The following is a 24,573-nucleotide window of genomic DNA, read 5'->3' on the forward strand; positions in this document are numbered from 1 at the left end:
CCTGGCAAGATGCGGCGCCGTGAACCGCGAAACCGAAGAGGTGCTCGACGGGGTGGGACCGAGGCTGCGCGCGTTGCGGCGTCACCGCGGCATCACGCTGGCCGACCTGGCGACGACGACCGGCATCTCGGAGAGCACGCTGTCCAGGCTGGAGAGCGGGCAGCGCCGCGCGACCCTGGAGCTGCTGCTTCCGTTGGCGCGCACCTACGACGTGCCGCTGGACGACCTCGTCGGCGCCCCGCGCACCGGTGATCCGCGCATCCACCTGAAGCCGATCCACCGGTTCGGCATGACGTTCGTGCCGTTGTCGCGGCGGCCGGGCGGGGTGCAGTCGTTCAAGATGCTCATCCCGGCGTCGGGGGAACCGCTGGAGCCGACTCCGCAGACGCACGACGGGTTCGAGTGGCTGTACGTCCTCAACGGACGGTTGCGGCTGGTGCTCGGCGACCTCGACCTGGTCGTGCCGCCGGGTGAGGCCGCCGAGTTCGACACGTCCTCGCCCCACTGGCTGGGAAGCGCGGACGGCGGCGCGGTCGAGCTGCTGGTCCTGTTCGACCCGAAGGGCGTGCGCGCGCACGTCCACGCCGACCCGCACCCGAGGCCTACCGCCTGACGCCGGCCGTGGCGAGCACTCCGGTCAGTGCCACGATCGCCGTGACGGCACCGAATCCGGCCGCCGTCGCGGCAGCGCCCACGACGCCGATGACCAGGCCCGCGACGACCGCGGAGACACCCATCGCGAGGTAGCCGACGAGGTAGATCGCGGTGAACAGGCCCGCGCGCTGGTGCGGGGCGACCTCGGGCACGAGGCCGCGGGTGGTGCCGGCGAACCCGGCGCCGATCCCGGCGCCACCGATCAGCGCACCCGCCCACAACAGGGGCAGCGCGTGGGCGCCGATCGCTCCGGCGAACAGGATCGCGCCGGCGGCCTGCCCGCTCGCCCCGGCGAGCCGCAGCAGGTGCGGCCGCACGGCGCTGGTGGTCGCGGAGACCGCCGCGCCGATCGTGAACATCGCGAACGCGGCCAGCGCCCCGACGACGGGACCGGTCACGTGGAACACCGCCCGGAGGATCACCGGGACCAGTCCCATGTAGAGCGCCATCAGCATGAAGGCGCCGACCACACCGGGCATCGCGGACCAGAACAGGCGGCGCACCTGAACGGGCACGGACACGTGCGGGATCAGTGACGCCAGCGCGCCGGGCTTGCGGGTCGCGGTCTCCGGCGTGAACGCCGCGAAGGCCGTGCCGAGCGCCATGATCACGGCGAGCACGAGCCACACCGCGAAAGCCGCGTCGGACGCGTACTGGGCGAGGACGCCGGAGAACAGCGCACCGATGCCCAGGCCCGCGAGCGGCGCCATGCTGGTCATCTGCGCGCCGAGCTTCTTGTGCCGCTCCGGCGCGAGCTCGACGACGGCCGCGCTGAGCGAGCTCGACGCCGCCGCGGTCGCGACGCCCTGCACGATGCGGGCCGCGATGAGCCAGCCGATCGACGTCGCGGACAGGAACACCAGCATCGCCACGAGGTCGAGCGCGAGCGAGCCGATCATCAGCGGCCTCCGCCCGATGTGGTCCGACAGCGACCCGACCACCGGGATCGCGGCCAGCAGGGCGAACGCGTAGACGCCGAACGCCAAGGTCAGCATCGACGGCGGGAAGCCCCACTGCGCCTGGTAGATCGGCAGCAGCGGGGTGGGGGCGCCGGCCGCGACGAGGATCGCGACCATCGCCGCCGAGATGCCGGCGAAGCCGGCGGTCCGGGACAGGTAGGGCCGGCGCGACGGTGTCGTCGTGGCGGTGGTGGGTCGGTCGAGGACTGCGGTCATGGCGACGACGCTAACGAGCGCACTTCGTTTTTGCAAGTAAACTTTGTTTTAGGCAGTTGGCGTGCTTGAGGCAAGCTTGCTATGGTTGTGGGGTGAAGCGACGTGACTTCGGTCAGTACTGCGGTGTCGCCAGGGCGCTGGAGCTCGTGGGCGAGCGCTGGGCGCTGCTGATCGTGCGCGACCTGCTGGTGCGCCCGCGCCGCTACACGGACCTGCAGGAGAACCTGTCGGGCATCCCGACGAACGTGCTGGCCACGCGCCTGAAGGAGCTGGAGCAGGCGGGTGTCGTCGAACGGCGGGTCGCTCCGGCGCCGCAACGGGGCGTCGTCTACGCGCTGACCGCGGACGGCCAGGCCCTGGAACCCGCGGTCCTCGCGCTCGGCCGCTGGGGAGCGATGCACCTCGGCGAGCCGCAGCCGGGCGACCGGACCAGCGTCGAAGGCGTGACCCTGAACCTCCGCGCGTCGTTCCAGCCCGCCGAGGCCGCCGGGGTGACGGCGTCGTTCGAGATCCACGCCCGCGACACGGTGCTGCACGCCATCGTCGCGGACGGTGAGCTGGTCACCGGCGTCGGTCCGGCGCCGGGCGAGCCCGACCTCACGATCACCGCGCACTTCGCGGACGACGAGCTGGCGTCCTACCGGGCGATCATGCGGGCGGTGCGGGACGGGCGGGCCGAGCTCACCGGCCGTCGCAAGCTGGTCGACACGTTCCTGCGGCTGTTCGTGGTGTTGCAGCCCGCCTGACCGGTGGCTGTTCACGGTTTGGCGGCCGGCAGGTCGTGCGGAACCGTGAGTCCTGCCACCGCCAAGCCCAGCGCGTTGCCCTGACGAGCGCCGACCGGCGCACCGAGGCGTGCGCGGCGAACATGGGTGTTGCCACGGATGGACACCGGGTGGCTTCGCCCGCCAGTCTGCGCAGGCGTGGCGGGAAGCGATCACGGAGAGGCGGGCGCGCGTGTCGTTGTTCGGGCGGATCTTCCTGCTCAACGCCCTGGTCCTGGTGGCGGCGGCCGCGTTGCTGGTGTTCGGGCCGGTGACCGTCTCCACCCCAGCGCTGCTGGGCGAGGTGCTGGTGCTCGCGGCCGGGCTCGTGGTGATGCTGATCGCGAACGCCGTGCTCATCCGCGTGGGCCTGGCGCCGCTCGGCCGGCTGACCCGTGCGATGACGACCATCGACCTGCTCAAGCCGGGGCCTCGGCTCACCGCGCGGGGGCACGGCGAGATCGCGGAGCTGATCACCACGTTCAACGGCATGATCGACCGCCTGGAGGCCGAACGCGGCCACAGCGCGGCGCGGGCGTTGTCGGCGCAGGAGGCCGAACGCCGCCGGGTCGCGCAGGAGCTGCACGACGAGGTCGGGCAGTCGCTGACCGCGGTGCTGCTGGGGCTCAAGCGGGTCGCGGACCAGTCGCCGGAGCCGGTGCGCGAGGAGCTGCGGCAGGTGCAGGAGACGACACGCTCCACTTTGGACGAGATCCGGCGGATCGCGCGGCGGCTGCGGCCGGGTGTGCTGGAGGAGCTCGGTCTGGTCAGCGCGTTGAAGGCGCTGGTGGCGGAGATCTCCGAACCCGCCGGCCTCACCGTGCGGCGCTCGTTCGCCAAGGACCTGCCCGCGCTGGACGCCGAGACCGAGCTGGTCGTCTACCGCGTCGCGCAGGAAGGGCTCACGAACACGGTCCGGCACGCCGGTGCCGACACGATCGACCTCTCGTTGCGCGGCCTGGAGTCCGAGGTGGAGCTGTGTGTGCGCGACAACGGCCGGGGGATCGGCTCGTCGGCGGAGGGCGCGGGGATCCGGGGCATGCGGGAACGCGCGCTGCTCGTCGGCGCCGAGCTGACGGTCGGCGCGGCTCCCACCGGTGGCACGGAGGTCCGGCTCGTGGTGGAGGCCCGCGGATGACCGTGCGCATTCTCCTCGCCGACGACCACGCGCTGGTGCGTCGCGGCGTCCGGCTGATCCTGGACAACGAGCCCGATCTGACCGTGGTGGCGGAGGCGGGCGACGGGGCCGAGGCGGTCGCCAAGGCCCGTGCCGAGCGGCCCGACCTGGCGATCCTCGACATCGCGATGCCGCGGATGACGGGACTGCAGGCCGCGCGGGAGCTGTCGAGGCTGATGCCGGACCTGCGGATGCTGATCCTGACGATGTACGACAACGAGCAGTACTTCTTCGAGGCGCTGAAGGCCGGCGCGTCCGGTTACGTGCTGAAGTCCGTCGCCGACCGGGACCTCGTCGAGGCGTGCCGGGCGGCGATGCGCGGTGAGCCGATCCTCCACCCCGGCGCCGTGAACTCGTTGATCCGCCACCACCTCGACCACGCGCGTGCGATCACCGACCGCGAGGAGGAGATCCTCAAGCTCGTGGCGGAGGGCCACTCGTCCAAGGAGATCGCCGACCTGCTGGTGATCAGCGTCAAGACCGTGGAGCGCCACCGGGCCAACCTGCTGCAGAAGCTCGGTCTCAAGGACCGGCTCGAACTCACCCGGTACGCGATCCGCGCCGGGCTCATCGAACCCTAGGAACCCCAGCGTGAACGTCGAAGTGACGCCCCTGCCCGGCATAGGGGTCAGGCAGGACTTCTCCCTGCGCTCCGGCCGCCGGGTCGGCGTGATCTCCTACCGCGACGGCAGGTTCGAGCTGATCCTGTCCAAACAGGACGACCCGGACGCCACCGCCGCGTCGATCCCGCTCGGGCCGGAGGAGGCGGGCACGCTCGCCGGGCTGCTCGGCGCACCCCAGCTGGTCACGCAGCTGGCGCGGCAGCACCGCGACATCACCGGCATCACGACCCGGCAGCTGCCGGTCACCGCGTTCGCGCGGCGGACTTTAGGCGACACGGCACTGCGCACCCGCACCGGTGCGTCCATCGTCGCCGTGCTGCGCGCGGGCACGGCCCACCCGTCGCCGGGCCCTGACTTCGTGTTCGAGAACGGCGACCTCGCGGTCGTCGTCGGCACCGAGGCGGGCCTCGACGCCGCCGCCGACATCCTGACGGGCGGCTGAGACGGTGCACGAGACCACGATCGCGCTGATCCAGCTGGGTGCGGTCTTCTTCGGCCTCGGCCTGCTCGGCCGCCTCGCCTGGCGGTTCGGCATCTCGCCGATCCCGCTGTACCTGGTGGGCGGCCTCGCGTTCGGCTCGGGCGGGCTCGTGCCGTTGCACGGCATCTCCGAGTTCGCGCACCTGGCGAGCGAGATCGGCGTCGTGCTGCTGTTGTTGCTGCTCGGCCTGGAGTACTCGGCCTCGGAACTGACCACCGGGCTGCGCAGGTCGTGGATGGCCGGGGTGCTGGACATCGTGCTGAACGCCGCGCCGGGTGCGGTCGTCGCGGTGCTGCTCGGCTGGGGGCCGGTCGGGGCGCTGGCGATGGCCGGTGTCACCTACATCTCGTCGTCCGGGATCGTCGCGAAGGTGCTGGGCGACCTCGGCCGGCTGGGCAACCGCGAGACGCCCGTGGTGTTGTCGGTGCTGGTGTTCGAGGACCTGGCGATGGCGGTCTACCTGCCGGTGCTGACCGCCGTGCTGGCCGGGGTGAGCTTCCTCGGTGGGGTGACCTCGGTCGGGATCTCGCTGCTGGCCATCACGGTGGTGCTGGTGGTGGCGCTGAAGTACGGGCGGGTGATCTCGGCCGTGGTGGACAGTCCGGACCACGAGGTGTTCCTGCTCAAGCTCCTCGGCTCGGCGTTGCTGGTCGCCGGGATCGCCTCGGAGCTCCAGGTCTCCGCGGCCGTGGGCGCGTTCCTGCTCGGCATCGCGATCTCCGGGTCGACCGCGGAGAACGCGACCCGGTTGCTGGAACCGTTGCGCGACCTGTTCGCGGCCATGTTCTTCGTGGTGTTCGGGCTCAACACCGACCCGCGGACGATTCCGCCGGTGTTGCTGATGGCGGTGCTGCTCGCGGTGATCACGACCTTGACCAAGCTCGCCACGGGCTGGTGGGCGGCTCGCCGGCAGGGGATCGGGGCGATGGGCCGGGCACGTGCGGGGGCCGCGCTGGTGGCGCGCGGCGAGTTCTCGATCGTGATCGCCGGGCTGGCCGTCGCGTCCGGGCACGTGAGCGCGCAGCTGGCCGCTCTGGCCACGGCTTACGTGCTGCTGATGGCGATCATCGGGCCGATCGCGGCTCGGTACGTGGAACCGGTGGGGGAGTTCTTCCTGCGCAGGCGGGCGTCGGCTTCGTGAGGTGGTCCGGGGTCCTGCTCGCGTTGCTGCTGGTGTTCGTCGGCGGCAGCGCGCGTCAGGACGTCACCGGCTCGGGCTCGGGCTCCGGGCTGAGCGCCTCGGTCTCCGCGGTGCACGTGCTCTCCGTGCCGTCACCGGACGCCTGCTGGGCCTTGTGCCGGACGGGGGAGTGGCCGCGTCCGCCGCACGTCCGGACCTCGCGCGACGCCGGTGGCGAGAGTGCCCCTGAGGTCATCGCCTCAGGTCGGGGATCGATCCGCGCGCCGCCAGGCGGTGCGATCACCGGTTCTGTCGAATCCCCGACCTGAGGACTTCCGCATGTCGATTCTCGTGATGGTGTTGCTGGTCGCGTCCGTCGTCTTCGGCGCCGGCGCGCTGGGAGCGATGGTGGTGAGGAAGGAGCCGTTCTACGGCGTCATCGGCCTCGTCACCATCTGTCTCCCGAGCACGCTGCTGGCGTTCGCCTACATGGCCGTCGCCTGACCGGAGCGGGTGGTGGTCAGCGCAGGTCGACCACCACCCGCCGGCCGGCGTGGACGACCCGGCTGGACCCGTCGGCCTGGTGCACGACGACCGTCCAGTCCCTTGTGGACCGTTTGGTGGGCTGCACCACCAGAATCCCGTCGCGCTGGGTGAGCCGCGTCCGGCCACCGTCCTCGTACAGCGTGAAATCGGCACGAGCCCCCGCGGTCACGTGCACGGTCAACGCGTCCGACGAGCCCGGTGCGCTGCGTTCGACGAGCATTCCGCCCGCGCGCAGGAACACCGGCATGGTGTCCCAGCCCGCGCTCACCGTCGCCCAGGTGTTGCCCTGGTGGACCTCGCCGGTGAAGTAGTCGGTCCACTGCCCCGGCGGGAACCACACCCGCGTCGACCCGGTCTCGCCGGGCGTCGTGATCGGCGCCACCAGCACGTCCGGGCCGAGCAGGAACTGGCTGTCCACAGTGGAGTAAGCCTCCGGGCTCGACGGGTGGTCCAGGTAGGCCGGGCGCACCACGGGCACACCGGTGCGGTTCGCCTGCTCCGCCAACGTGTAGAGGTACGGCACCAGCCGTTCGCGCAGGTTCAGGAACTTCGTCGCCGAGGCCTGCGCGGCCGGACCGTACTGCCACGGCAGGCGGTCGCTGTGGTTGCTGTGCAGCCGGGTGATCGGCTGGAACACGCCCAGCTGCACCCACCGCGCGTAGAGGTCGTCCGGCAGCTTGGTCGTGTGGCGGACCTGGCCGTTGTCCAGGTAGGTCTCCGAGCCGCGCAGGCCGGTGGTGTCGTTGTGCCCGCCGATGTCGTGGCTGATCGCGGACATCCCGGTCGACGCCGCCTCGGCCGAGGTGTAGCCGATGGTGCCCTTCAGCGCACCCCAGGTGGACGACGTGTCACCGGTGAAGTGCAGGGTGGTGCGCTTCTCCGCCCACGGTCCGGTCGGCAGTGGGCCGGAGCCGCTGTACCCGCCCGCCTGCAGCGAGCCGAAGCCGCGCGAGAACGCGAAACCGCCGAGCTTCGCGTACTGCTCGTTGATCCACGAGTCCGGGGTGACGCCGCGCAACGACGAGCCGGAGCCGTCGCAGCACCAGTCGAGCCACCAGAAGTCGGTCGGCAGGCCGCGGTGCAGCTCCAGGTACGCGCGCAGCTGGTCCGGGTCGCCCCAGTCGAACACGTAGCAGTCGGTGCAGGAACCCTTGGCGAGCTTGCCGCGAGCGATGCTCTGCGCCTTCGGGAAGTCCGGGTCGCTGCCCTGGATGCTCGGGTGGATGTTGAGCGTGGTGTGCAGGCCCTCGCGGTGCGCCCAGTCCAGGAAGCCCTGCGGGTCGGGGAACTTGGCGGTGTCGAACTGCCACCCGTTCCACGTGTTGCGCGCCTTGAAGTCGGTGTCGACGACCAGGACGTCCAGCGGCACACCGTGTTCGCGGAACGCGGGCAGGATCCGGTCGCGGTAGTCGGCCGCGGTCCGGTCGATGTACTCGGAGTACCAGACGCCGTACGCCCACTGCGGCAACAACTTCGGGCCGCCGGTCAGCCGGGCGAGATCACCCAGGGCGGCCTTGAGGTCCTGGCCGTACCCGAACACGTACCCGTCCTGGTAGGGCCGCGCGCCCCGGTCCGGCCGCGGGGTGACGTTGCTTCCGTTGTACAAAGCGGAAACCGTGTCGTCCAGCAGGTACCAGCCGTCGCGGTGCAGCAGGCCCGGGAAGAGCCGGGGATCGCCGGACGTGCCGGTGTAGCCGTCCAGCGAACGCCGGTAGCCGCCCAGCGCCAGGTGTTGCTGTCCCGAGCTGATCCCGATGGTGTCGAGGTTGACGTGGCAGCCGCCGTCCGGGCACGTCACCACGAGGTCGGAAGTGCCTGCGGGCAAGGGGAGCTGGACCGTCGTGGTGGCCCACGTCGTCCAGTCCGCCGTCACCGGCACCGTGATCGCCTGCCCGTTCAGCAGCACGGTGCGCGGCTCGTGCTTGCCGTCACCGCCGACACCGTTGGCATAGCGCAGGGTCACCGGATAGGCGCCCGCCGCCGGCACGCCGGTGATCCGCTGGCTGAGCCGCGTGCCGCCGACCAGTTCCGCGACGAACCCGGTCCCCGCGAACCCGGCGTGCTCGTCGGCGATCGTGGCGGCCCCGGTGAGCGCGCCGTTCTCGGCCTCGCAGGTGGTGCCGAACCGGCAGTCGTCGACCGCGCGTTGCGGCGTACCGGGAAAGGCCTGGCCAGGAGCGAGCAGTGCAATGCTGTCAACGTTGACATTGCCCGAGTCGGCCGCGCTCTTCACCAGTGCGACGCGGTGCTCTCCGGCAGTCAGGTCGACCTCGGTCTCGACGAGCTTCCAGTCGCGCCAGTCCGCGGTCGCGGGCACCGTGATCTGCCGCGCCCGCCCGTCGACGCCGAGGCTCAGCGTCCGGCTCTCGTGCTTGCCGTCGCCACCCTGCCCGTTGGCGTACCTGACGACCACGCGATGCCTGCCCGCGCTGGTGGCGTTGACCGTCGCGGTGATCCCGTTGCCGGTGGCCGAGAATCCGGCGACGAAGCCCGCACCGGTGTGGCCGGGGTGCTCGGCCGCGACGAGCACCCCTTCCCGTTGCTGGTCTTCGGCTTCGCAGAGCTGCCCGGTCGCGCAGACCACCCGCCGCCACGGGGACGCGGTCGTGTCACGGGTCCTCAGTTCGAGGTTGTCCGCGCGGAACGGGCCGGAACCCACGCGGTAGCGCAGGGTCAGGGCGGACGTCGTGATGACCAGCCATCCGTCCTGGACCCGCGAACTGTAGGCCGTGCGGGGGAACGATCGATTTACAACGTTGTAAGTGGAGGCGTTCTCGAACCCGCCGTCGCCGGCGTACTCGGTGCGCACCAAGGTGGGGGAGAGAACCTGGAACCTGGCCTGTCCGGACACGACCGTGCCGGTCGGCCCGGCCGTCGCCGGAACCGGGAGGACCAGGCTGAACAAAGCCAGCAGGGGTATGAGTGTCTTGCGCATCCATGCTCCTCGTCTGACGCCATCGGCTGCCGAGGTGGTGCTTTCAGATACCTGAACCATTCCGGGCTGTGGTGGAGCGATCAAGAGACCATTTGCCGCACACCGCTCACTCGTCAGGCAGCAGCGGCACGGAGATGCCCGGGTCACGGCCCAGCAGCACGGCCCGCGTCACCGACGTTGCGCCGTACCGGTTTTTCAACCGGTCCAAAGTGGCGTCGAGCGCGCCGGGTGGCTGCTCGTCGAACGGCAGCATGAGCTGGATCGTGTCCTCGTCGCTCAGATTCGCCAGGGACACGCCGAGCAACGTGATGCCGCGCGCGGTGATCTCCGGCGTGGCGGTGGCGAGAAGCCGCCGCGCGGTCGTCAGCAGCAGCGCGGTGTCCGCGCTCGGGTGGAGCAACGTGTGCGAGCGCGTCGCGCGGGTGAAGTCGGCGAAACGCAGGCGCAGCACGACGGTCCGGCACGCGCGGTGCGCGGTGCGCAGGCGCCGGGACACGCCGTCGACCAACGACACCAGGACGGCGTCCAGGTCGTCCGGCGCACGGCCGAGCGCGCGTTGGGAGCCGATCGACCGGCGGCGGCGCCCCACCTGCACCGGGCGCGGGTCGCGGTTGTGCGCCAACGCGTGCAGGTGCCGGCCCGCGGCCTTGCCCAGGATCGAGACGAGGTCGCCCTCGTCGAGCCGCGCGACCTGCCCGACCGTGCGCAGGCCCAGCGCGTGCAGCTTGGCCGCGGTCACCTTGCCGACACCCCACAGCCGTTCGACCGGCAACGGGTGCAGGAACTCGAGTTCGGCGTCCGCGGGCACGACGAGCAGACCGTCCGGTTTGGCCACCGCGCTCGCGACCTTGGCGAGGAACTTCGTCCGCGCCACCCCGACCGTGATCGGCAGCCCGACCTGGTCGAGCACGCGTGCGCGCAACCGCCGCGCGATGACCTCCGGTGGTCCGGAAATCCGGTGCAGGCCACCGACGTCCAGGAACGCTTCGTCGATCGACAAACCCTCGACCAGCGGTGTGGTGTCGCGGAAGATCTCGAACACGGCCTTGCTCGCCGCGGTGTAGGCCGACATCCGCGGCGGTACGACGGTCGCGTTCGGACAGAGCCGCAACGCCCGTGCGCCGCCCATCGCCGTGCGGACGCCGAAAGCCTTGGCCTCGTAGCTCGCGGCCAGCACCACCCCGCCGCCCACGATCACAGGACGACCGCGCAGCCGCGGGTCGTCGCGCTGCTCGACCGACGCGTAGAACGCGTCCAGGTCGGCGTGCAGGATCGGCGTCGAACTCACGAACACATGTTCGCATCCATCACTCGTTCAGCACAGTGCCGTTGCCGCTGCCACCTCGTTCGCGCTCGGTCCAGGTAGTGACTTGCCGACGAGCCGCCGGTATAACTTGTTCTCATACGGCAAGAGTGAGGAAGATCACATGAACCACACAACGAGGTGTGACAACGGTTTCAAGGGTCCCTCCCGACGCTCATTCCTGACTGGAACTGGTTCTATTATTGGTGCCGTCGCCCTCGGCGGCCTGAGTTCTCCGGCCCGGGCGGCCGCGCCCGAGGCCATCGCCGACGCCGCCACCGTCCCGGCTCTCGTGATCGGCACCGGTTACGGCGGGTGCGTCGCCGCGCTGCGGCTGGCCCAGGCCGGTGTGGACGTCCACATGATCGAGATGGGCATGGCCTGGGACACCCCCGGCGCGGACGGCAAGATCTTCGCCACCACGACGTCCCCCGACCAGCGGTCCTACTGGCTGCGCACCAAGACCAAGCAGCCGCTGAGCAACTTCCTCGGGTTCCCGATCGACCGGGCGATCCCGCGCTACACCGGGGTGCTCGACGCGGAGGAGTTCGCCGGCATCACCGTCTACCAGGGCCGCGGCGTCGGCGGCGGCTCGCTCGTCAACGGCGGCATGGCGGTCACGCCGCGCCGCGAGTACTTCGGCGGGATCCTCCCGTCGGTGAACCCCGACGAGATGTACGGCGTCTACTACCCGCGCGCCAACGCCGAGCTCGGCGCGAGCCTCATCGACCCCGCGTGGTTCGAGAGCACCGACTGGTACCAGTTCGCGCGGGTGGGCAGGAAACAGGCGCAGCGGTCGGATTTCCCGTTCGTCTTCGTGCCCACGGTGTACGACTGGGACTACATGGAGCAGGAGGCGGCGGGGACCGTCCCGAAGTCGGCGCTGGCCGGGGAGATCCTGTACGGCAACAACTACGGAAAGAAGTCCCTGCAGAAGACCTACCTGCCGAAGATCAGGGCGACCGGGCGTGTGACCATCTCACCGCTGCACCGCGTCACTTCGGTCGAACCGACGTCCGGCGGCTACACGGTCACGATGGAACAGCTCAACACCAGCGGCGACACGGTGGCCACCAAGCAGGTGACCGCGGCCAGGGTGTTCTTCGCGGCCGGCAGCGTCGGCACCAGCAAGCTGCTGGTCAAGCTGAAGTCCACCGGTGCGCTGCCGAACCTCAACGGCGAGGTCGGCAAGGGCTGGGGCGACAACGGCAACGTCATGTGCGGCCGTGCCAACCACATGTGGGACCCCACCGGCGCGTCGCAGTCGACCATCCCCACGCTCGGTATCGACAACTGGGTCAACGGCGGCGCGTTCGCGGAAGTCGCGCCGCTGCCGACCGGCATCGAGACCTACGCGTCGTTCTACCTGTCCATCACCAGGACGCCGAACCGCGGCGAGTTCAGCTGGAACGCCGCCACCGGCAAGGCGGACCTGAGCTGGCAGACGGCGTGGAAGCAGACGTCCATCGACGCCGCGAAGTCCATCTTCGACAAGATCAACGCGAAGGAGGGGACGATCTACCGGACCGACCTCTTCGGCGTGTACAAGGTCTGGGGCGACCAGCTGACCTACCACCCGCTCGGCGGCGTGGTCCTCAACCGCGCCACCGACAACTACGGGCGCCTGCGCGGTTATCCCGGCCTGTACGTCATCGACGGATCGCTGATTCCCGGCAGCACGGCGGTGAACCCGTTCGTCACGATCACGGCGCTGGCCGAGCGCAACATCGAGAACATCATCGCCACCGACCTGTAGCGTCCTCTGTGGACGCGGCTCAGAACTTCGGCAGCACGCACCGGGAGTCCAGGCCCAGCACGTGGTTCAGCCTGCCGAACGCGAGCCAGGAGCCGATGCACATGCTCAGCTCCGCGATCTCCACCTGGCTGTAGTGCGCGGTCATGCGGGACCAGAACTCCTCGTCGAGACCGTGGTGATCCAGTGCGTACCGCTCGGCGTACTCCGCGGCCAGCCTGGCGCGGTCGTCGAGGGCGTCGGTGGTGCGCCACTGGGTCACCGCGTCGAGGAACGTCTCCTCGACCTTGCGCCCGTCCCGTTCGGTGCGCCAGTCCAGGCAGAACAGGCACCCGTTGATCTGCGCGACCCGCAGCCGGGCCGCCTCGAACTCGCGCAGCCCGAGCGTGGTGTGGGAGTACACCGCCAGTGAGAGGTTCGCGGCGGCGACACCGATGCCGGGCACCATCTCGCCCCACACGTAGGCGATCGGGTCCTTGCCGTCAGGTACGTCGATGTTCATCGTGCCCTCCTCCCGAGCTTGCCGGCGGCGGGGCGCAGCGGCACGTCGAGCGCGTCGTAGAGCCCTGGCCCTGCCTCGACCAGCCAGTCGATCGCGTTGACCAGCCGGCCGACCGCGGTCGCGTTGCCGCCGGCGGAACGGTTCTCGCCCTCGTCGGTGGCCTCGACGGAGACCTCGATGCGCGGCCGTCCCTCGATGATCACCTTGTGCGCGCCGTCGCCGGACGGCGGCATCGGCCAGTCCGTCGCGCACGACGCGTGAATGCGCGTGACGTGTTCGATGACGATGAGCGGTTCACCGCCGACGATGCCCTGGACTTCGAACCGGATCGCACCCTGGGTGCCGGCCTCGAACTCGCCCATGGTCCGCGTCGTCACGCTTGCGTCGAGCGCACGCCGGTCGACGGTCTCGCGGATCTCCTCGACCTCGACGCCCAGCGCCCTCGCCATCAGCCGGATCTGCCCGCCCCACACCATCGTCGGCACCGTCGGCATCAGCATGGGCGCCTGGTAGTCGAGCGGTTGCCCCATGCCGATCAGCCACCGCACGGCGTCGGGCTGGTCGTAGGTGGAGTAGTCGAAGATCTCCTGGCAGCGGATCGCGTCGATCTCGCTGCCCAGGCCGCTGACCAGCAACGGCAGCACGTCGTTGCCCCAGCCCGGGTCGACGCCCGAGACGAACAGCGAGCCACCGCCCTCCTTGATGGCTGCTAGAACCGGTTCTCGCAACTCCGGCGGTGCGCTGCGGTGGTCGTAGAGCGCGTACAGCGAGGGCGTGACGACCGCCGCCCCGGCCCTGATCGCCGTGGTGATGTCGGCGAGCGCGTCGTCCGGGCGGATGTCGCCGGACGCCGCGTACACCACCGCGCCGGGGCTCGTGGCGAGCACCGCGTCGACGTCATCGGTCGCCGTGATCCCGAGTTCGACGTCGAGACCGGCGAGGGCGCCCGCGTCGCGCCCGACCTTCTCGGGGTTGTGGACGACCACCGCCGCCAGCTTCAGCCCCGGATGCGCTTCGACGGCCCGGATCGCCGCCCGGCCGACGTTGCCAGTGCCCCACACCACTGTGGCGATCATGTCGGGTAGCATAACTAGAACACGTTTCAGTTGTATAGCCTCCGGTTCGGGGTGCCGGAGCCCGCCGAGTGTGGTCAGGTGACCGGTGTGACCACCGAGCAACCGCACTGGGTGGCGGTCGAGCACCGCTTCCTGGGCCTGGACCGGCGGACGTTCCGGCCCGCCCTGATCGCGTTCGCCATCGCGGTGTTGCTGGCCTACGGCCTGCCCGCGCTCAACGCGGCGATCCCGTGGCACAACGAGATCAAAGCCGGAGACGTGCTCGATCTCGGTGACGGCGCGACCGCGGTGCCGCCGGTGGGCTGGGAGCTCGAGAACGGCACGCTGACGGGAGCGGCGCCGAAGAGCCTGCTGATCGAGCTCGCGACGGGCGGCGCGACGATCTCCCTGCGCGGCGCGGCGTTCACCGGCGGCGCGGACGCCTTCCTCGACCAGGTGCTGCGGTCGCAGGGCGGTTCCGGGGTGGCGGCCGCGCGCGGCACCGTGACCACGGACGGCGGACTGGCCGGGGTCGCCCAGAGCAGCAGTGCGCCCGGCGGTGACGTGCTGCAGGCCGCCTTCAAGATGTCGCCCGACACCGCGCTCCTGGTGCGCGTGCGGACCGCGCCGGGCCAGTTCGAGCGCTACCAGGACACCGTCGGGGCGTTCCTGCGCTCCATCACGCCGGGAGCGGGCCGATGACCGCCGCGAAGACCGCCCAGCTCGTGGCGATCGAGCAGTCCGGGTGGGGTCAGCCGTTCCGGTTCTTCCAGCCGCAGAACCTCGCGTTCTGGGTGTACGCGGCCGGGGTCGGCGGCGGGGCGCTCGCGATGTTGCGCTACTTCGGGCCCGGCGCCGCCTTCTACCGTCCCGCGCTGACCGGCGGCGTGCTGCTGTTCGGCCTCTACCTGCTGCCGTGGCTCGTACTTCTGCGCCGGCAGAACCGCTACACCGCGCAACCCGGCGGGCTGCTCGCGGCGGCGTTCTGCTGGGGCGGGGTGGCCGCGACGTTCTGGATCGCGCTGCCGGCGAACTCCGCGCTGCTGGAGATCTGGGCGAAGGCGGGCGGAACCCACTTCGCCGCCGACTGGGGCGCCGGGCTGACCGCGCCGGTCAACGAGGAGATCGGCAAGGCGCTCGGCCTGGTGCTGCTGATCGGGCTGGCGCCGCGGCTGGTGCGCGGCGCGTACGACGGGTTCATCATCGGCGCGTTCATCGGCCTGGGGTTCCAGGTCTTCGAGGACGTGCTGTACGTCTACAACGGCGCCGCGCAGACGTTCGGCGTCGACCAGATCGGCGCGTCGCTGCAGATCTTCGTGATCCGCGGCGCGACCGGGATCGTGTCGCACGCCCTGTTCAGCGCCATTTTCTGCGCCGGTCTCATGTGGGTGCTCAGCAGGACGCCCGGTGAGCGCAACGTGCCGCGCGGCCTGCTCACGATGCTGGCCGCCATGTTCTTCCACTTCGCGTGGGACGACATGGGCGCCATCGGCGGCGGCAGGGCGGTGATGGCGGTCGTGCTGCCGTTCGTGATCGCGGCGGTCGAGCTGTGGACGCTGTTCTACGTCTTGCGGCACGCCGCCCGGCAGGAACGGATCTGGATCCGCGGACTGCTCGCGCCGGAGGCCGAGACGGGCGTGGTGGACCCGGCGCTGCTCAGCGCCGTCAGCGGGCTGCGCCGGGACCGCAAGGCGTTCCGCAGGCTCGTGCGCAACCGGCGCAGGGCGCGCCACCTGGTCGAGGCCGCCGGCGACCTGGCGCGGGAACTGGCACTGGCCGGTGCTCACGAGACCGAACGCGTCGCCTACGCCAGGGCCGAACTCCTCCGGCTGCGGGGAGCGTGACAACCGAACGACAGGGCACCCCCGTTCCATGAGTGTGATCACCGCTCGCGAGCTGCCGAGGACGACCGTCGCGCCCACTGTGCACGGTCAGTGGACGGTCGTGGTCGTGCTGCTCGTGCAGATGGCGATCGCGATGGTCACGGCGGCCGTGCAGCAGACGCCGACGATCGACGAACCGGTCTACGTCGGCGCGGCGGTGGTCCAGGCGCAGCAGCACAGCCTGCGCTACAACCCTGAGCACCCGCCGCTCGGCAAGCTGATCATGGCGACCGGGCTGGCGTTCGCGGACGTCCGTCTCGACCCCGCGTTCACCGGCGACCAGACCGAGCTCGGACGGCACGTGCTGTACGAGTCGGGCAACGACCCGGCGCAGCTGTTGTTGCTGGCCCGGCTGCCGATGATCGTGCTGACGCTGCTGTTCGGGCTGGTCGTGTTCCTGTTCGCCAGAGACCTGTCCGGACCTGTCGGCGGGATGGTCGCGCTCGCGCTGTACGCGCTCTCACCGGACGTGATCGCGCACGGTTCGTTGGCCACGCTCGACGTTCCCGCGGCGGGGTTCCTGCTGACCTCGGCCTGGTTGCTGTGGCGGGCTCGGCAACGGGCGATCCACCTGCCCCTGGCGGGACTCGCGCTGGGAGCCGCGCTGGCGACGAAGATGAGCGCGCTGGCCGCGGTTCCCGTGTTGCTCGTGCTGGCCGCTCTGTCGGTCGAGCGCGCACGGCTCAAGGCCGCTGCCGTGGTCGCGCTGGTCGCGGTCGCGGTGGTGTGGATGTCCTACCTCGCCGTGGACCCGTTCCTGCACTGGGACACCGACGTGCCGCCCGTGTCCGGTGTGCGAGCTGTCGCCGACTGGTTGCCGTTCCCCGAGCCCTACCGGGACGGGATGCACGTGCAGTTCGGCCTGGAGGACCGGGTGTGGGGCGGGTACCTGTTCGGCACGCACTACGAGGGTTCCCGCTGGTACTACCTGCCGGTCGCGCTGCTGGTGAAGACCCCGCTGGGCGCGCTGGCGCTGTGGGGCGCCGGTGCCGCGGTGATGGCGCGCCGCCCGGCCGCGCCCTACGTGCTCGCTCCCGCGGCCGCGCTGCTCGCCGCGGCGATGACCGGCAGCCGCGACCTCGGGGTGCGGTACGCGATCTTCGTGCCGATGTTCCTGGCGGTCGCGGCCGGTGCGGTGGTCGCCGTGCGCCGACGGTGGGCCCATCTCGCGGTGGCAGGTCTCGTCGCGTTGGTCGCCGTCAGTTCGTTGCGCGCGTTCCCCTACTACCTGCCGTACTCCAACGAGGCGTTCGGCGGCTCGGAGGAGACTCATCTGCGGTTGCACGATTCCAACGTGGACTGGGGCCAGGACCTCGGCCGGTTGGCCGACCGGCTGCGGGACCGTTATCCGGGCGAGCGGATCTGGCTCGTCTACAAGGGAGCGGGCGTGCCGTCGTACTACGGCATCAACGCGGCCGACCCCCGCGTCGCGCCGCCGCACCGGGTGCGGGGACTGCTCGTCGTCTCGGACTCCGCCGTCGCCAAGGCGGACGACCGGCTCAAGGCGCTGATCGCGAGCAGCACGCGCATCGACGAGGTCGGCCACTCGATCACGATCTACCGCCGCCCTGCACGAGCCCGTTGACGTGGGCGTACGCCACGGCGTGCACCCGGTCGCGCAACCCCAGCTTGGCCAGCACGCGCGACACGTGCGTCTTCACGGTCTCGTCGCCGACGTGCAGCTGGGCGGCGATCTCGGCGTTGCTGCGGGCCTGGGCGACGAGTTGCAGCACCTCGCGTTCCCGCGCGGTGAGCAGGGCGAGCTCCGGCGGCGTCGGCGGAGGGGCGAGGCTGACCGCGAACCGGGCGATCAGCCGTTGCGTGACGGACGGGTCGATCAGCGCGTCGCCGCGGGCCGCCACCCGGACCGCGGAGATCAGTTCCTCCGGCGGCAGGGACTTCAGCAGGAACCCGCTGGCACCGGCGTTGAGCGCGCGGTAGACGTACTCGTCGCTGTCGTAGGTGGTGAGCAGGACGACCTTGGTGCGGTTGGCCGGGTCGGCGAGGATCATCTCGGTCGCGCCGAGGCCGTCCAGCTTCGGCATGCGGATGTCCAGCACGGCCACGTCCGGCCGCAGCCGGGCCACCTCGGCCACCGCCGCCCTGCCGTCGGCGACCTCGGCGACGCAGTGCAGGTCGGACTGCGTCTCGAAGATCGCGCGCAGGCCCGAGCGCAGCATCGCGTGGTCGTCGGCCAGCAGCACCGTCAGGGTCATGACGCCTCCAGCGGGAAGGTGACGACGGTCCGCCAGGTCCGCCCGTCCGGTTCGAGCCCGTACCGCGTGGTGCCGGCGAACATGCCCGCGCGGTTGCGCATCCCGACCAGGCCGCGGCGCACCGAACCGGAGTGGCCGTCACCGGCGCCCGCCGTGTTGGCCGCGGTGATCGTGAGCGAGTCCGGCGCGTACTCCAGCGTCACCGTCACGCCCGACGCGTCGCCGTGCCGCAGGGCGTTCGTGAGCATCTCCTGGATGATCCGGTAGACCGTGATGTCCAACGACTCCGGCACGTCGCGTGGCCTCCCGCGCACCTCCAGCCGGGCCGGTGTGCCGGCCGCGCGCACCCCGTCGAACAGCTCGTCGAGGTTGTCGAGGCCGGGTTGCCGGGCGCCCTCGGACGTGTCGCCGTGCAGCAGGTCGAGCAGGTGCCGCAGGTCCACCATGGCCGCGCGGCTGGACGTCTCCACCGACCGCAACGAGGTGGCCAGCTTCAGGTCGCCGTTCGGCAGGCTCAGCCTGGCGGCGCCCGCGTGCAGACCGATCGCGCTGACGTGGTGCACGATCACGTCGTGCAGGTCGCGGGCGATCGCGCTGCGCTCCTCGCTGATCGCCTTGGTGACCGCCGCCTCCGCGTCCGCCTTCTCCACGGCGGACCGCTTCTCGAGCTCGGCCAGGTAGGCCCGGCGGGCCGTGGTGTACCGGCCGACGAGCCACGGCAGCAACGCGATCTTGGCGACCACGAGCGACGTCCGCACCGGGTCCGAGCCCATCACCAGCGAGCAGGTGGCGCCGCTGGCCGCGAGCACGCCGAGCGAGGCCCACGCCGGTGCGCCGCGCAACCAGGCGCCCGCGCGGTAACCGGCGATCAGCAGGCCCGCCTCGTTGGCGTAGATCCGGCCGCCCGCGGTGAACAGCAGGAGCACCGGGACGGCCGCCTGCACCGCCGCGACCCAGCCCGCCGACCTCGGGGGACCGGCCAGCAGCGCGTCCACCGCGAGCGTCAGCACGAGCACGGCCGCGATCTGCCACGGCGGGCAGCGGGAGAACAGCACGAAGCCGCCGTCCGCGACCATGCAGGTGGCCGCGACCAGCCGCGACTGGTGCTTCAGTGACAGCTTGATCGGGTACATCGCGGCAAATCCTGCCGCATCCCGACCCTGAGAACGTCCTTCTTCGCAGGGGTCGGACGTCCCCCGCGCGGGGGAGGAGGTTTCCGACCTCGCAGTGACGCGGCCGACCGGCCTTGATCGCTACCTTCGGCCACGATGAAGCGAAGCGTTGCGATGCTGCTGCTGACGCTGGCCGCGGTCCTCGGGATCGCGGCACCGGCGCTGGCCGACGGCGCCCAGTCCGGTGCGGACCTCCACGTCGCCCAGACCCTCGGCGACCGCGACCTCACGGTGATCATCCGGCGGGTCGCGGAGGTGCCCGGTCCCGTGCACGTCGACGTGGTGACGCACGCCGGGACACCGCCGGGCGAGATCACGCTGACCGCGCGGGCGGCCGGTGCCGCGACGAGCACGGCGAAGGTCGTGCTCGGTGCCGCGCCCGGCTTCTACCCGGGGGTGGTCCAGGTGGACCGGCCGGGGCCGTGGGAGCTGGCGGTCGGCGAGGCGACGATCCCGTTCGTCGTTCCGGCGCTCGTGTCGTCACCGTGGGAGAACGCCACCTACGGCGGGTTCATCGCGGCGGGGCTGTTCCTGTTCGCGGCACTGCTGTGCGCGGTGCTCGGCAGGCCCCGTCTGGCGCTCGTGCCCACGGCCGGCATGGTCGCCGGGGTCGCCGTCGCGATGACGGCGGCGCTGCTGTCGCCCAGCATCCCGCCGGTCGCGGCTCCCGGCACGCAGCTGGACCCGACGTTCGACAGCGTCAGTGACTCCTATCAGCGAACGTCCACAGTGGACTTCTCGCGGCCGCCGGTGAACCTGGTGCCGAGCATGCGGGGCGACGACCTCGTGCTCGGCCTGACCGACGGGTCGTCCGGCCGGCCCGTGGACGACCTGCTGGTGCACGACAGCGCGTTCATGCACCTCGTGGTCGTGTCACCGTCCGGGCACCTTCAGCACCTGCACCCGATCCGCACGGCTCCCGGCGAGTACCGCGCCCGGCTGCGGGCGTCCGAACGGGGCACGCACGCGATCGCCGCCGAGATCGCCCGGCGCGGCGGGGGAGTGCAGCTGCTGCGTTCGAGCATCGACGTGTCCGGGGGCGCCGCCGCGCCGAACGACGGAAAAGCCGATCTGACAACGGACATCCGGGAGGCGGGCCGGCCGAGCACGATCACCGCCGGCTTCGGCCGGCGGGACCTGCAGCCGTGGCTGGGCATGCTCGGGCACATGATCGTCGTCGGCCCGGTCTCCGGCAGCCCGGTGACCGCGCCGATCTGGGCGCACGTGCACGCCATGATCCCGCCGACGCCCGGCATGCCCGACCGGCCGGACGAGAGCGTCGCCGCGTACGGGCCGGACGTGCCGTTCACCTACTCGTTCCCGTTGCCGGGCAAGTACCTCGTGTGGATTCAGGTCGAACGGGACTACTCGGTCGTCACGGTGCCGACGGTGGTCGAGGTGCCCGCGGGGAAGGGGGTCACGGAGAAGTGAAGCGTTCCGTGGTGCTCGCCGTGGCCGTGGTCGTCGCCGTCGCCGGTGCGTTGATCGTGCTGTGGCCTCGCGGTGTGGAGGCCCAGCCGCACCTGGCCGAAAGCGCGCGGCTGCGGTTCGCGCTGACGCCCGCGAGCACGAAGAGCGGCGTGAACTCGTTCGACCTGCGGATCACCGATCGCGCGGGGAATCCCGCGCAGGGCGGCGAAGTCGTCGTCGAACCGGCCATGCCGCAGATGGGCCACGCGATCGCCCCGATCACCGCGGGGCCGCTCGAACCCGGTCACTACCGGGTCGCCGACGTCGGCCTGTTCATGGCGGGCCAATGGGAAATCACCGTGTCACTCAGCGCGGAGCGGGTGGTCATCCCGCTGCTGCTCACCTGAAGGGGGATCACCAATGGACATCACGGCGGTGGCGCCGTCGTCGAGGACCGTCCCGAGGGGGTCGGTGCCGGCGGGCCTGGTGCTCGGGGGCACCCTGATCTCGCTCGTCGGCCTGACGTGGGACATCCAGTGGCACTCCGACGTCGGACCGGACACGTTCTTCACGCTGCCGCACCTGTTCCTGTACGCGGGCAGCGCGATCTCCGGACTCGCGAGCCTCGTCGTCGTGCTGCTGACGACCGCGGACACCAAGCGCTCCCGGGAGGTCGACCCGATCGTCGGCGGCCGCGCGGTCGGCGTCTTCGGCCGCACGTTCGCCGCGCCCGTCGGCTACCTGATCTCCGGCACCGGCGCGGCCCTGTTCCTCCTGTACGGCCTGTGGGACCAGTGGTGGCACGGCCTGTACGGCTTCGACGCCGTGATCGACTCGCCACCGCACATCGGCCTGCTGCTGTCCATCTCGATCACCATGGTCGGCACGGTCATGATCTTCGCGGTCGCCCGCGAGCAGCGCTGGGGAACGTACGGCGCGGTCGTGGGCGCTGCGGCGCTGCTCGTGTTCAGCATGGTGACGTCGCTCGGCCTGCGCGCGGTGCCCGGCACGCTGGTCAACCCGGTGTCCGTGGGCACGGCGTTCTTCTCGGTGATGATCCTGGTGATGGCCGCCCACGCGCTGGACCGGCGCGGCGGCGCGCTGGCCGTCGGCGTGACGGTCGCGGTGCTGCAGGCGGTGTTCTGGTGGTTCTCGCCGTGGGCCGCCGAGGTCTACGCGGACGCCACCGGCCTGCCGCTGCGCGACTACACCGACGGCATCCCCGGCATGCCGAACATGATCCCGATGTGCCTGGTCGTCGTCGCGGTGGCGGTGGAACTGCTGCACCGGCTGCCCATCTGGGTCCCGGGCGCGGCCGGCGGCGCGCTCATCGCGGCCTGCGCGCCGTTGCAGCGCCTCGTCACCTACGGCGTGCCCTTCCACGTCACCAGCCGCTACCTCGCCACCATCGTCGTCGCCGCGGCGTTCGGCGCCCTCGCCGCACTGCTCGGCCGCCGCTTCGGGCACATGCTGCGCCTCCTCGCACCAGCAAAGGAAAACCGCCATGCGTAAGACGTTGCTGGGACTGCTCGGCACGGCCGCCCTCCTGCTCGGCCTCGCCGCGCCGGCGCTCGCCTTCGAGCCGGTGAACGTCGTCCACACCGAGAAGGTGCAGGCGGGACCGTACGAGCTGACCGTCGGCTTCAGCACGTGGCCGCTGAAAGCCATGCAGTCGCTGGACTTCACGTTCGCGCCCGAGGGCGGCGTCGCGGACAAGAAGGGCACCCTGACGATGCTCTACGGCCAGAAGCCGGTCGAGGACGAACCGTTGGCGCGCCATCCGCGCAAGCGCGAGGTCTGGGGGCTGGACGTGCGGGCGCTGCCCCAGCAGGGGACGTGGACGTTCAAGTTCGACCTCGACGGCCCGGCCGGTCCCGCCACCGGTGAGCTGAAGGACCTCCAGGTGATGCGGCAGCCCGGCCCGCCGATGGGGTTGTCGTGGGCCATCAGCACGATCCCGCTGTTCGGCCTGATCGCGTTCATCGTGATCGCGTGGCGGCGGACCCGGACCGCCTGAGCTCAGGCCGGGACGAGCACGACCCGGCCGCGGGTGGTGCCGGCGGACTGACGTTGCCAGGCAGCGGTGACCTCGTCCAGCGGCACCACCTCGTGGTCCACGCCGAGCCGGCCCTGCGCGGCCAGGTGCGCGACGGCCGAGATGGCCTCGGCACGTTGCTGGGGGCTGAGCTCGTTGTTGGTGTAGCCGGACAGCCGCAGTGATCGGCTCCGCAGGGTGGAGGACGTGATCGGGCACGTCTCGCCCGCGGAGCCGCCCAGGTTCACCCACCGCCCGCCGGGACGCAGGGCCTGGGCGGCGGCCGCGGCCGGTGGCCCGAACAGCGGGTCGAGCAGGAGGTCCGCGGCGGGGAACTGCGCCGCGAGGTCGTCGGTGTCCAGTGCGATCACCGTGTCGGCGCCCGCGCGCTCGGCCCGTTCGCGGGCCGCCGCGGACCGTGCGGCCACGACCACGCGTCCGGCACCGGCGATGCGGGCGAGCTGGATCGCGGCCTGTCCGACCGCGCCGCAACCGAGCACGATGACGCACTCGCCCGGCTTGAGCTCGCCGCGCCACGTCAGCGCCATGTGCGCGGCGACGGCGGACAGCCCGAGCGCGGCCATGGCGACCGGTGCGACGTCGTCCGGCAGGAACACCAGATCTTCCTGCCGCACCAACGCCTTCTCCGCCATGCTGCCGTCGCCCGCGGCCATTCCGGCGGAGGTGGGAAACCACACCGCCCGGCCGCCGATCGTCCCGATCCCCTGCACGCCGGGCACATAGGGCGTGGCGGGCGCGCCGAGGTACGAGGTTCCGCTGGCGCACAACAGGTCCAGCGGCGTGATGGGAGCGGCCAGGACGTCGACCACGACGTGGTCCGCCGTTGCGACGGGATCGTCCAGGTCGGCCGCCTCAGGTGGCCGGCCGGGCTCCGGGATCACTCCGGCACGCACGGCTGCAACACGAAGTCGTAGCGAGCTTCCAGCCATGGCACGTCGGAGGTGCCACCGTCCGGCGTGGGACCGGGCTCGCGCGGTTCGAAGGCGACCACCAGCTCCTGCTTGGTGCCGAACACGACATCGCTGTCGAGGTACTCGGCGCCCTCCTGGAACAGGTGCGTGATCAGCGGCTCGTGGCCGACGGCGGTGACCAGGAAGTGGACGTGCGCCGGGCGGAAGTGGCTGATCTCGGTCTGGCCGATCAGAGCGCCGACCGGCCCGTCCATCGGGATCGAGTAGCCCTTGGGCGCGATCGTGCGCACGCAGTAGGAGCCGTCTTCCAGCGAGGCGTGGTACTTGGCGCGCAGCCGGGCCTCGTCGACCTCGGGGAGCTGGGCCTCGTACGCGCCGTCGGCGTCGGCCTGCCACACGTCGAGGTCGGCGGGCAGCGGGGTGCCGTCGAGCGAGCGCACGGCCCCCGTGATGTAGAGCGGGGTTCCGGGGACGCCGTCGGACATGTCGCCGCCGAAGTCCAGCACAGGCGAGCCGTCGATGTGGAACGGGCCGAGCACCGTGGCCGGCGTCGCGTCCGGGTCGAAGCGGTGGTTCATCTGCACGACCAGCATGCTCAGCCCGAGCACGTCCGAGGCGAGGATGAACTCCTCGCGCTTGGCGTCGCTGATCTGCCCGGTCGCGGTGAGCCACCGGATCGCGGCCATCCACTCGGCCTCGGTGAGCCGGACCTCGCGGGCGAAGGCGTGCAGGTGCCGGACCAGTGCGGTGAGGAGCTCGGCGGTGCGCGGGTCCTTGGCGGTGGCCCAGCGCTGCCGCGCCAGCTCGGTGATGTTCTCCTCGGTGACGAGCTGCATT

25 protein-coding genes are annotated in these 24,573 nt (G+C 71.3%); 15 read left to right on the top strand and 10 right to left on the bottom strand.

Annotation, left to right across the window (positions count from 1 at the left end):
* Positions 1-19 precede the first annotated feature (19 nt).
* Positions 20-613, top strand: coding sequence for a helix-turn-helix domain-containing protein (locus ACWEIJ_RS14275; RefSeq protein ID WP_449837585.1), 594 nt, complete (start codon positions 20-22; stop codon positions 611-613).
* Here ACWEIJ_RS14275 and ACWEIJ_RS14280 read toward each other — a convergent pair.
* Positions 603-1,829 carry an MFS transporter gene (locus ACWEIJ_RS14280; protein WP_449837586.1) on the bottom strand — a complete coding sequence of 409 codons (1,227 nt, stop codon included), beginning with the start codon at positions 1,827-1,829 and terminating at the stop codon, positions 603-605. The genes ACWEIJ_RS14275 and ACWEIJ_RS14280 overlap by 11 nt on opposite strands.
* A gap of 92 nt (positions 1,830-1,921) precedes the next feature.
* Here ACWEIJ_RS14280 and ACWEIJ_RS14285 point away from each other — a divergent pair, with 92 nt between their 5' ends.
* From ACWEIJ_RS14285 to ACWEIJ_RS14305, 5 genes are all read left to right on the top strand, one after another.
* A complete protein-coding gene (locus tag ACWEIJ_RS14285) occupies positions 1,922-2,575 on the top strand; it encodes a winged helix-turn-helix transcriptional regulator (RefSeq protein ID WP_449837587.1) in 654 nt (217 codons plus the stop codon).
* 211 nt (positions 2,576-2,786) lie between these two features.
* Entirely contained in the window at positions 2,787-3,731 is a 945-nt protein-coding gene (locus ACWEIJ_RS14290; protein ID WP_449837588.1) for a HAMP domain-containing sensor histidine kinase, read from the top strand.
* The gene (locus ACWEIJ_RS14295) at positions 3,728-4,351 is read left to right on the top strand and encodes a response regulator (RefSeq protein ID WP_449837589.1); all 624 of its coding nucleotides are present in this window, start codon (positions 3,728-3,730) and stop codon (positions 4,349-4,351) included. Before ACWEIJ_RS14290 ends, ACWEIJ_RS14295 begins: the two co-directional genes overlap by 4 nt.
* A 10-nt stretch (positions 4,352-4,361) precedes the next feature.
* A complete protein-coding gene (locus tag ACWEIJ_RS14300; RefSeq protein WP_449837590.1) occupies positions 4,362-4,835 on the top strand; it encodes a cation:proton antiporter regulatory subunit in 474 nt (157 codons plus the stop codon).
* Positions 4,836-4,839: 4 nt separating this feature from the next.
* Positions 4,840-6,015, top strand: coding sequence for a cation:proton antiporter (locus ACWEIJ_RS14305; RefSeq protein ID WP_449837591.1), 1,176 nt, complete (start codon positions 4,840-4,842; stop codon positions 6,013-6,015).
* Positions 6,016-6,070: 55 nt separating this feature from the next.
* Here the strand turns inward: ACWEIJ_RS14305 and ACWEIJ_RS14310 are convergent, their stop codons facing one another.
* The gene (locus ACWEIJ_RS14310) at positions 6,071-6,250 is read right to left on the bottom strand and encodes a hypothetical protein (RefSeq protein ID WP_449837592.1); all 180 of its coding nucleotides are present in this window, start codon (positions 6,248-6,250) and stop codon (positions 6,071-6,073) included.
* 83 nt (positions 6,251-6,333) lie between these two features.
* On the opposite strand from ACWEIJ_RS14310, the gene ACWEIJ_RS14315 reads away from it, so the two are divergent.
* Entirely contained in the window at positions 6,334-6,498 is a 165-nt protein-coding gene (locus tag ACWEIJ_RS14315; RefSeq protein WP_449837593.1) for a hypothetical protein, read from the top strand.
* Between the two features lie 16 nt (positions 6,499-6,514).
* Here the strand turns inward: ACWEIJ_RS14315 and ACWEIJ_RS14320 are convergent, their stop codons facing one another.
* Both ACWEIJ_RS14320 and dinB read right to left on the bottom strand, forming a co-directional pair.
* Positions 6,515-9,475, bottom strand: a complete 2,961-nt coding sequence (locus ACWEIJ_RS14320) for a TIM-barrel domain-containing protein (protein WP_449837594.1) — start codon at positions 9,473-9,475, stop codon at positions 6,515-6,517.
* Between the two features lie 106 nt (positions 9,476-9,581).
* The gene (dinB, locus tag ACWEIJ_RS14325; protein ID WP_449837595.1) at positions 9,582-10,769 is read right to left on the bottom strand and encodes a DNA polymerase IV; all 1,188 of its coding nucleotides are present in this window, start codon (positions 10,767-10,769) and stop codon (positions 9,582-9,584) included.
* Positions 10,770-10,902: 133 nt separating this feature from the next.
* On the opposite strand from dinB, the gene ACWEIJ_RS14330 reads away from it, so the two are divergent.
* Complete coding sequence (locus tag ACWEIJ_RS14330; protein ID WP_449837596.1) at positions 10,903-12,534, top strand: GMC oxidoreductase; 1,632 nt, start codon at positions 10,903-10,905, stop codon at positions 12,532-12,534.
* A gap of 19 nt (positions 12,535-12,553) precedes the next feature.
* On the opposite strand, the gene ACWEIJ_RS14335 is transcribed toward ACWEIJ_RS14330, so the two are convergent.
* Complete coding sequence (locus ACWEIJ_RS14335; protein ID WP_449837597.1) at positions 12,554-13,033, bottom strand: carboxymuconolactone decarboxylase family protein; 480 nt, start codon at positions 13,031-13,033, stop codon at positions 12,554-12,556.
* Positions 13,030-14,109, bottom strand: a complete 1,080-nt coding sequence (locus ACWEIJ_RS14340) for an NAD(P)H-dependent amine dehydrogenase family protein (protein ID WP_449837598.1) — start codon at positions 14,107-14,109, stop codon at positions 13,030-13,032. Before ACWEIJ_RS14340 ends, ACWEIJ_RS14335 begins: the two co-directional genes overlap by 4 nt.
* Positions 14,110-14,196: 87 nt before the next feature.
* Here ACWEIJ_RS14340 and ACWEIJ_RS14345 point away from each other — a divergent pair, with 87 nt between their 5' ends.
* From ACWEIJ_RS14345 to ACWEIJ_RS14355, 3 genes are read left to right on the top strand one after another with little or no spacing between them, the layout of a single operon-like run.
* Complete coding sequence (locus ACWEIJ_RS14345; RefSeq protein WP_449837599.1) at positions 14,197-14,790, top strand: hypothetical protein; 594 nt, start codon at positions 14,197-14,199, stop codon at positions 14,788-14,790.
* Entirely contained in the window at positions 14,787-15,932 is a 1,146-nt protein-coding gene (locus ACWEIJ_RS14350) for a PrsW family intramembrane metalloprotease (RefSeq protein WP_449837600.1), read from the top strand. The genes ACWEIJ_RS14345 and ACWEIJ_RS14350 overlap by 4 nt, the downstream gene beginning before the upstream one ends.
* 28 nt (positions 15,933-15,960) lie before the next feature.
* On the top strand, positions 15,961-17,556 hold the full coding sequence (locus tag ACWEIJ_RS14355; RefSeq protein WP_449837601.1) for a phospholipid carrier-dependent glycosyltransferase: 1,596 nt from the start codon (positions 15,961-15,963) through the stop codon (positions 17,554-17,556).
* On the opposite strand, the gene ACWEIJ_RS14360 is transcribed toward ACWEIJ_RS14355, so the two are convergent.
* Positions 17,522-18,187 (bottom strand): response regulator, encoded by a 666-nt coding sequence (locus ACWEIJ_RS14360; protein ID WP_449837602.1) that lies wholly within the window; start codon positions 18,185-18,187, stop codon positions 17,522-17,524. The two genes, ACWEIJ_RS14355 and ACWEIJ_RS14360, sit on opposite strands and share 35 nt — an antisense overlap.
* Entirely contained in the window at positions 18,184-19,320 is a 1,137-nt protein-coding gene (locus ACWEIJ_RS14365; RefSeq protein ID WP_449837603.1) for a sensor histidine kinase, read from the bottom strand. The genes ACWEIJ_RS14360 and ACWEIJ_RS14365 overlap by 4 nt, the downstream gene beginning before the upstream one ends.
* Positions 19,321-19,455: 135 nt before the next feature.
* On the opposite strand from ACWEIJ_RS14365, the gene ACWEIJ_RS14370 reads away from it, so the two are divergent.
* From ACWEIJ_RS14370 to ACWEIJ_RS14385, 4 genes are read left to right on the top strand one after another with little or no spacing between them, the layout of a single operon-like run.
* Positions 19,456-20,790, top strand: coding sequence for a hypothetical protein (locus tag ACWEIJ_RS14370; RefSeq protein ID WP_449837604.1), 1,335 nt, complete (start codon positions 19,456-19,458; stop codon positions 20,788-20,790).
* Positions 20,787-21,176 (top strand): FixH family protein, encoded by a 390-nt coding sequence (locus tag ACWEIJ_RS14375; protein WP_449837605.1) that lies wholly within the window; start codon positions 20,787-20,789, stop codon positions 21,174-21,176. Before ACWEIJ_RS14370 ends, ACWEIJ_RS14375 begins: the two co-directional genes overlap by 4 nt.
* A gap of 13 nt (positions 21,177-21,189) precedes the next feature.
* Positions 21,190-22,281: a hypothetical protein gene (locus ACWEIJ_RS14380; protein WP_449837606.1), complete on the top strand. Its 1,092-nt coding sequence runs from the start codon at positions 21,190-21,192 to the stop codon at positions 22,279-22,281.
* Positions 22,274-22,786, top strand: coding sequence for a hypothetical protein (locus ACWEIJ_RS14385; RefSeq protein ID WP_449837607.1), 513 nt, complete (start codon positions 22,274-22,276; stop codon positions 22,784-22,786). Before ACWEIJ_RS14380 ends, ACWEIJ_RS14385 begins: the two co-directional genes overlap by 8 nt.
* Before the next feature lie 2 nt (positions 22,787-22,788).
* On the opposite strand, the gene ACWEIJ_RS14390 is transcribed toward ACWEIJ_RS14385, so the two are convergent.
* Together ACWEIJ_RS14390 and ACWEIJ_RS14395 are read right to left on the bottom strand one after the other, a co-directional pair.
* Complete coding sequence (locus ACWEIJ_RS14390; protein WP_449837608.1) at positions 22,789-23,718, bottom strand: quinone oxidoreductase family protein; 930 nt, start codon at positions 23,716-23,718, stop codon at positions 22,789-22,791.
* Positions 23,703-24,572, bottom strand: a complete 870-nt coding sequence (locus tag ACWEIJ_RS14395; protein ID WP_449837609.1) for a dioxygenase family protein — start codon at positions 24,570-24,572, stop codon at positions 23,703-23,705. The genes ACWEIJ_RS14390 and ACWEIJ_RS14395 overlap by 16 nt, the downstream gene beginning before the upstream one ends.
* Between the last annotated feature and the right edge of the window lies 1 nt (position 24,573).

This window comes from Lentzea sp. NPDC004789, assembly GCF_053601075.1.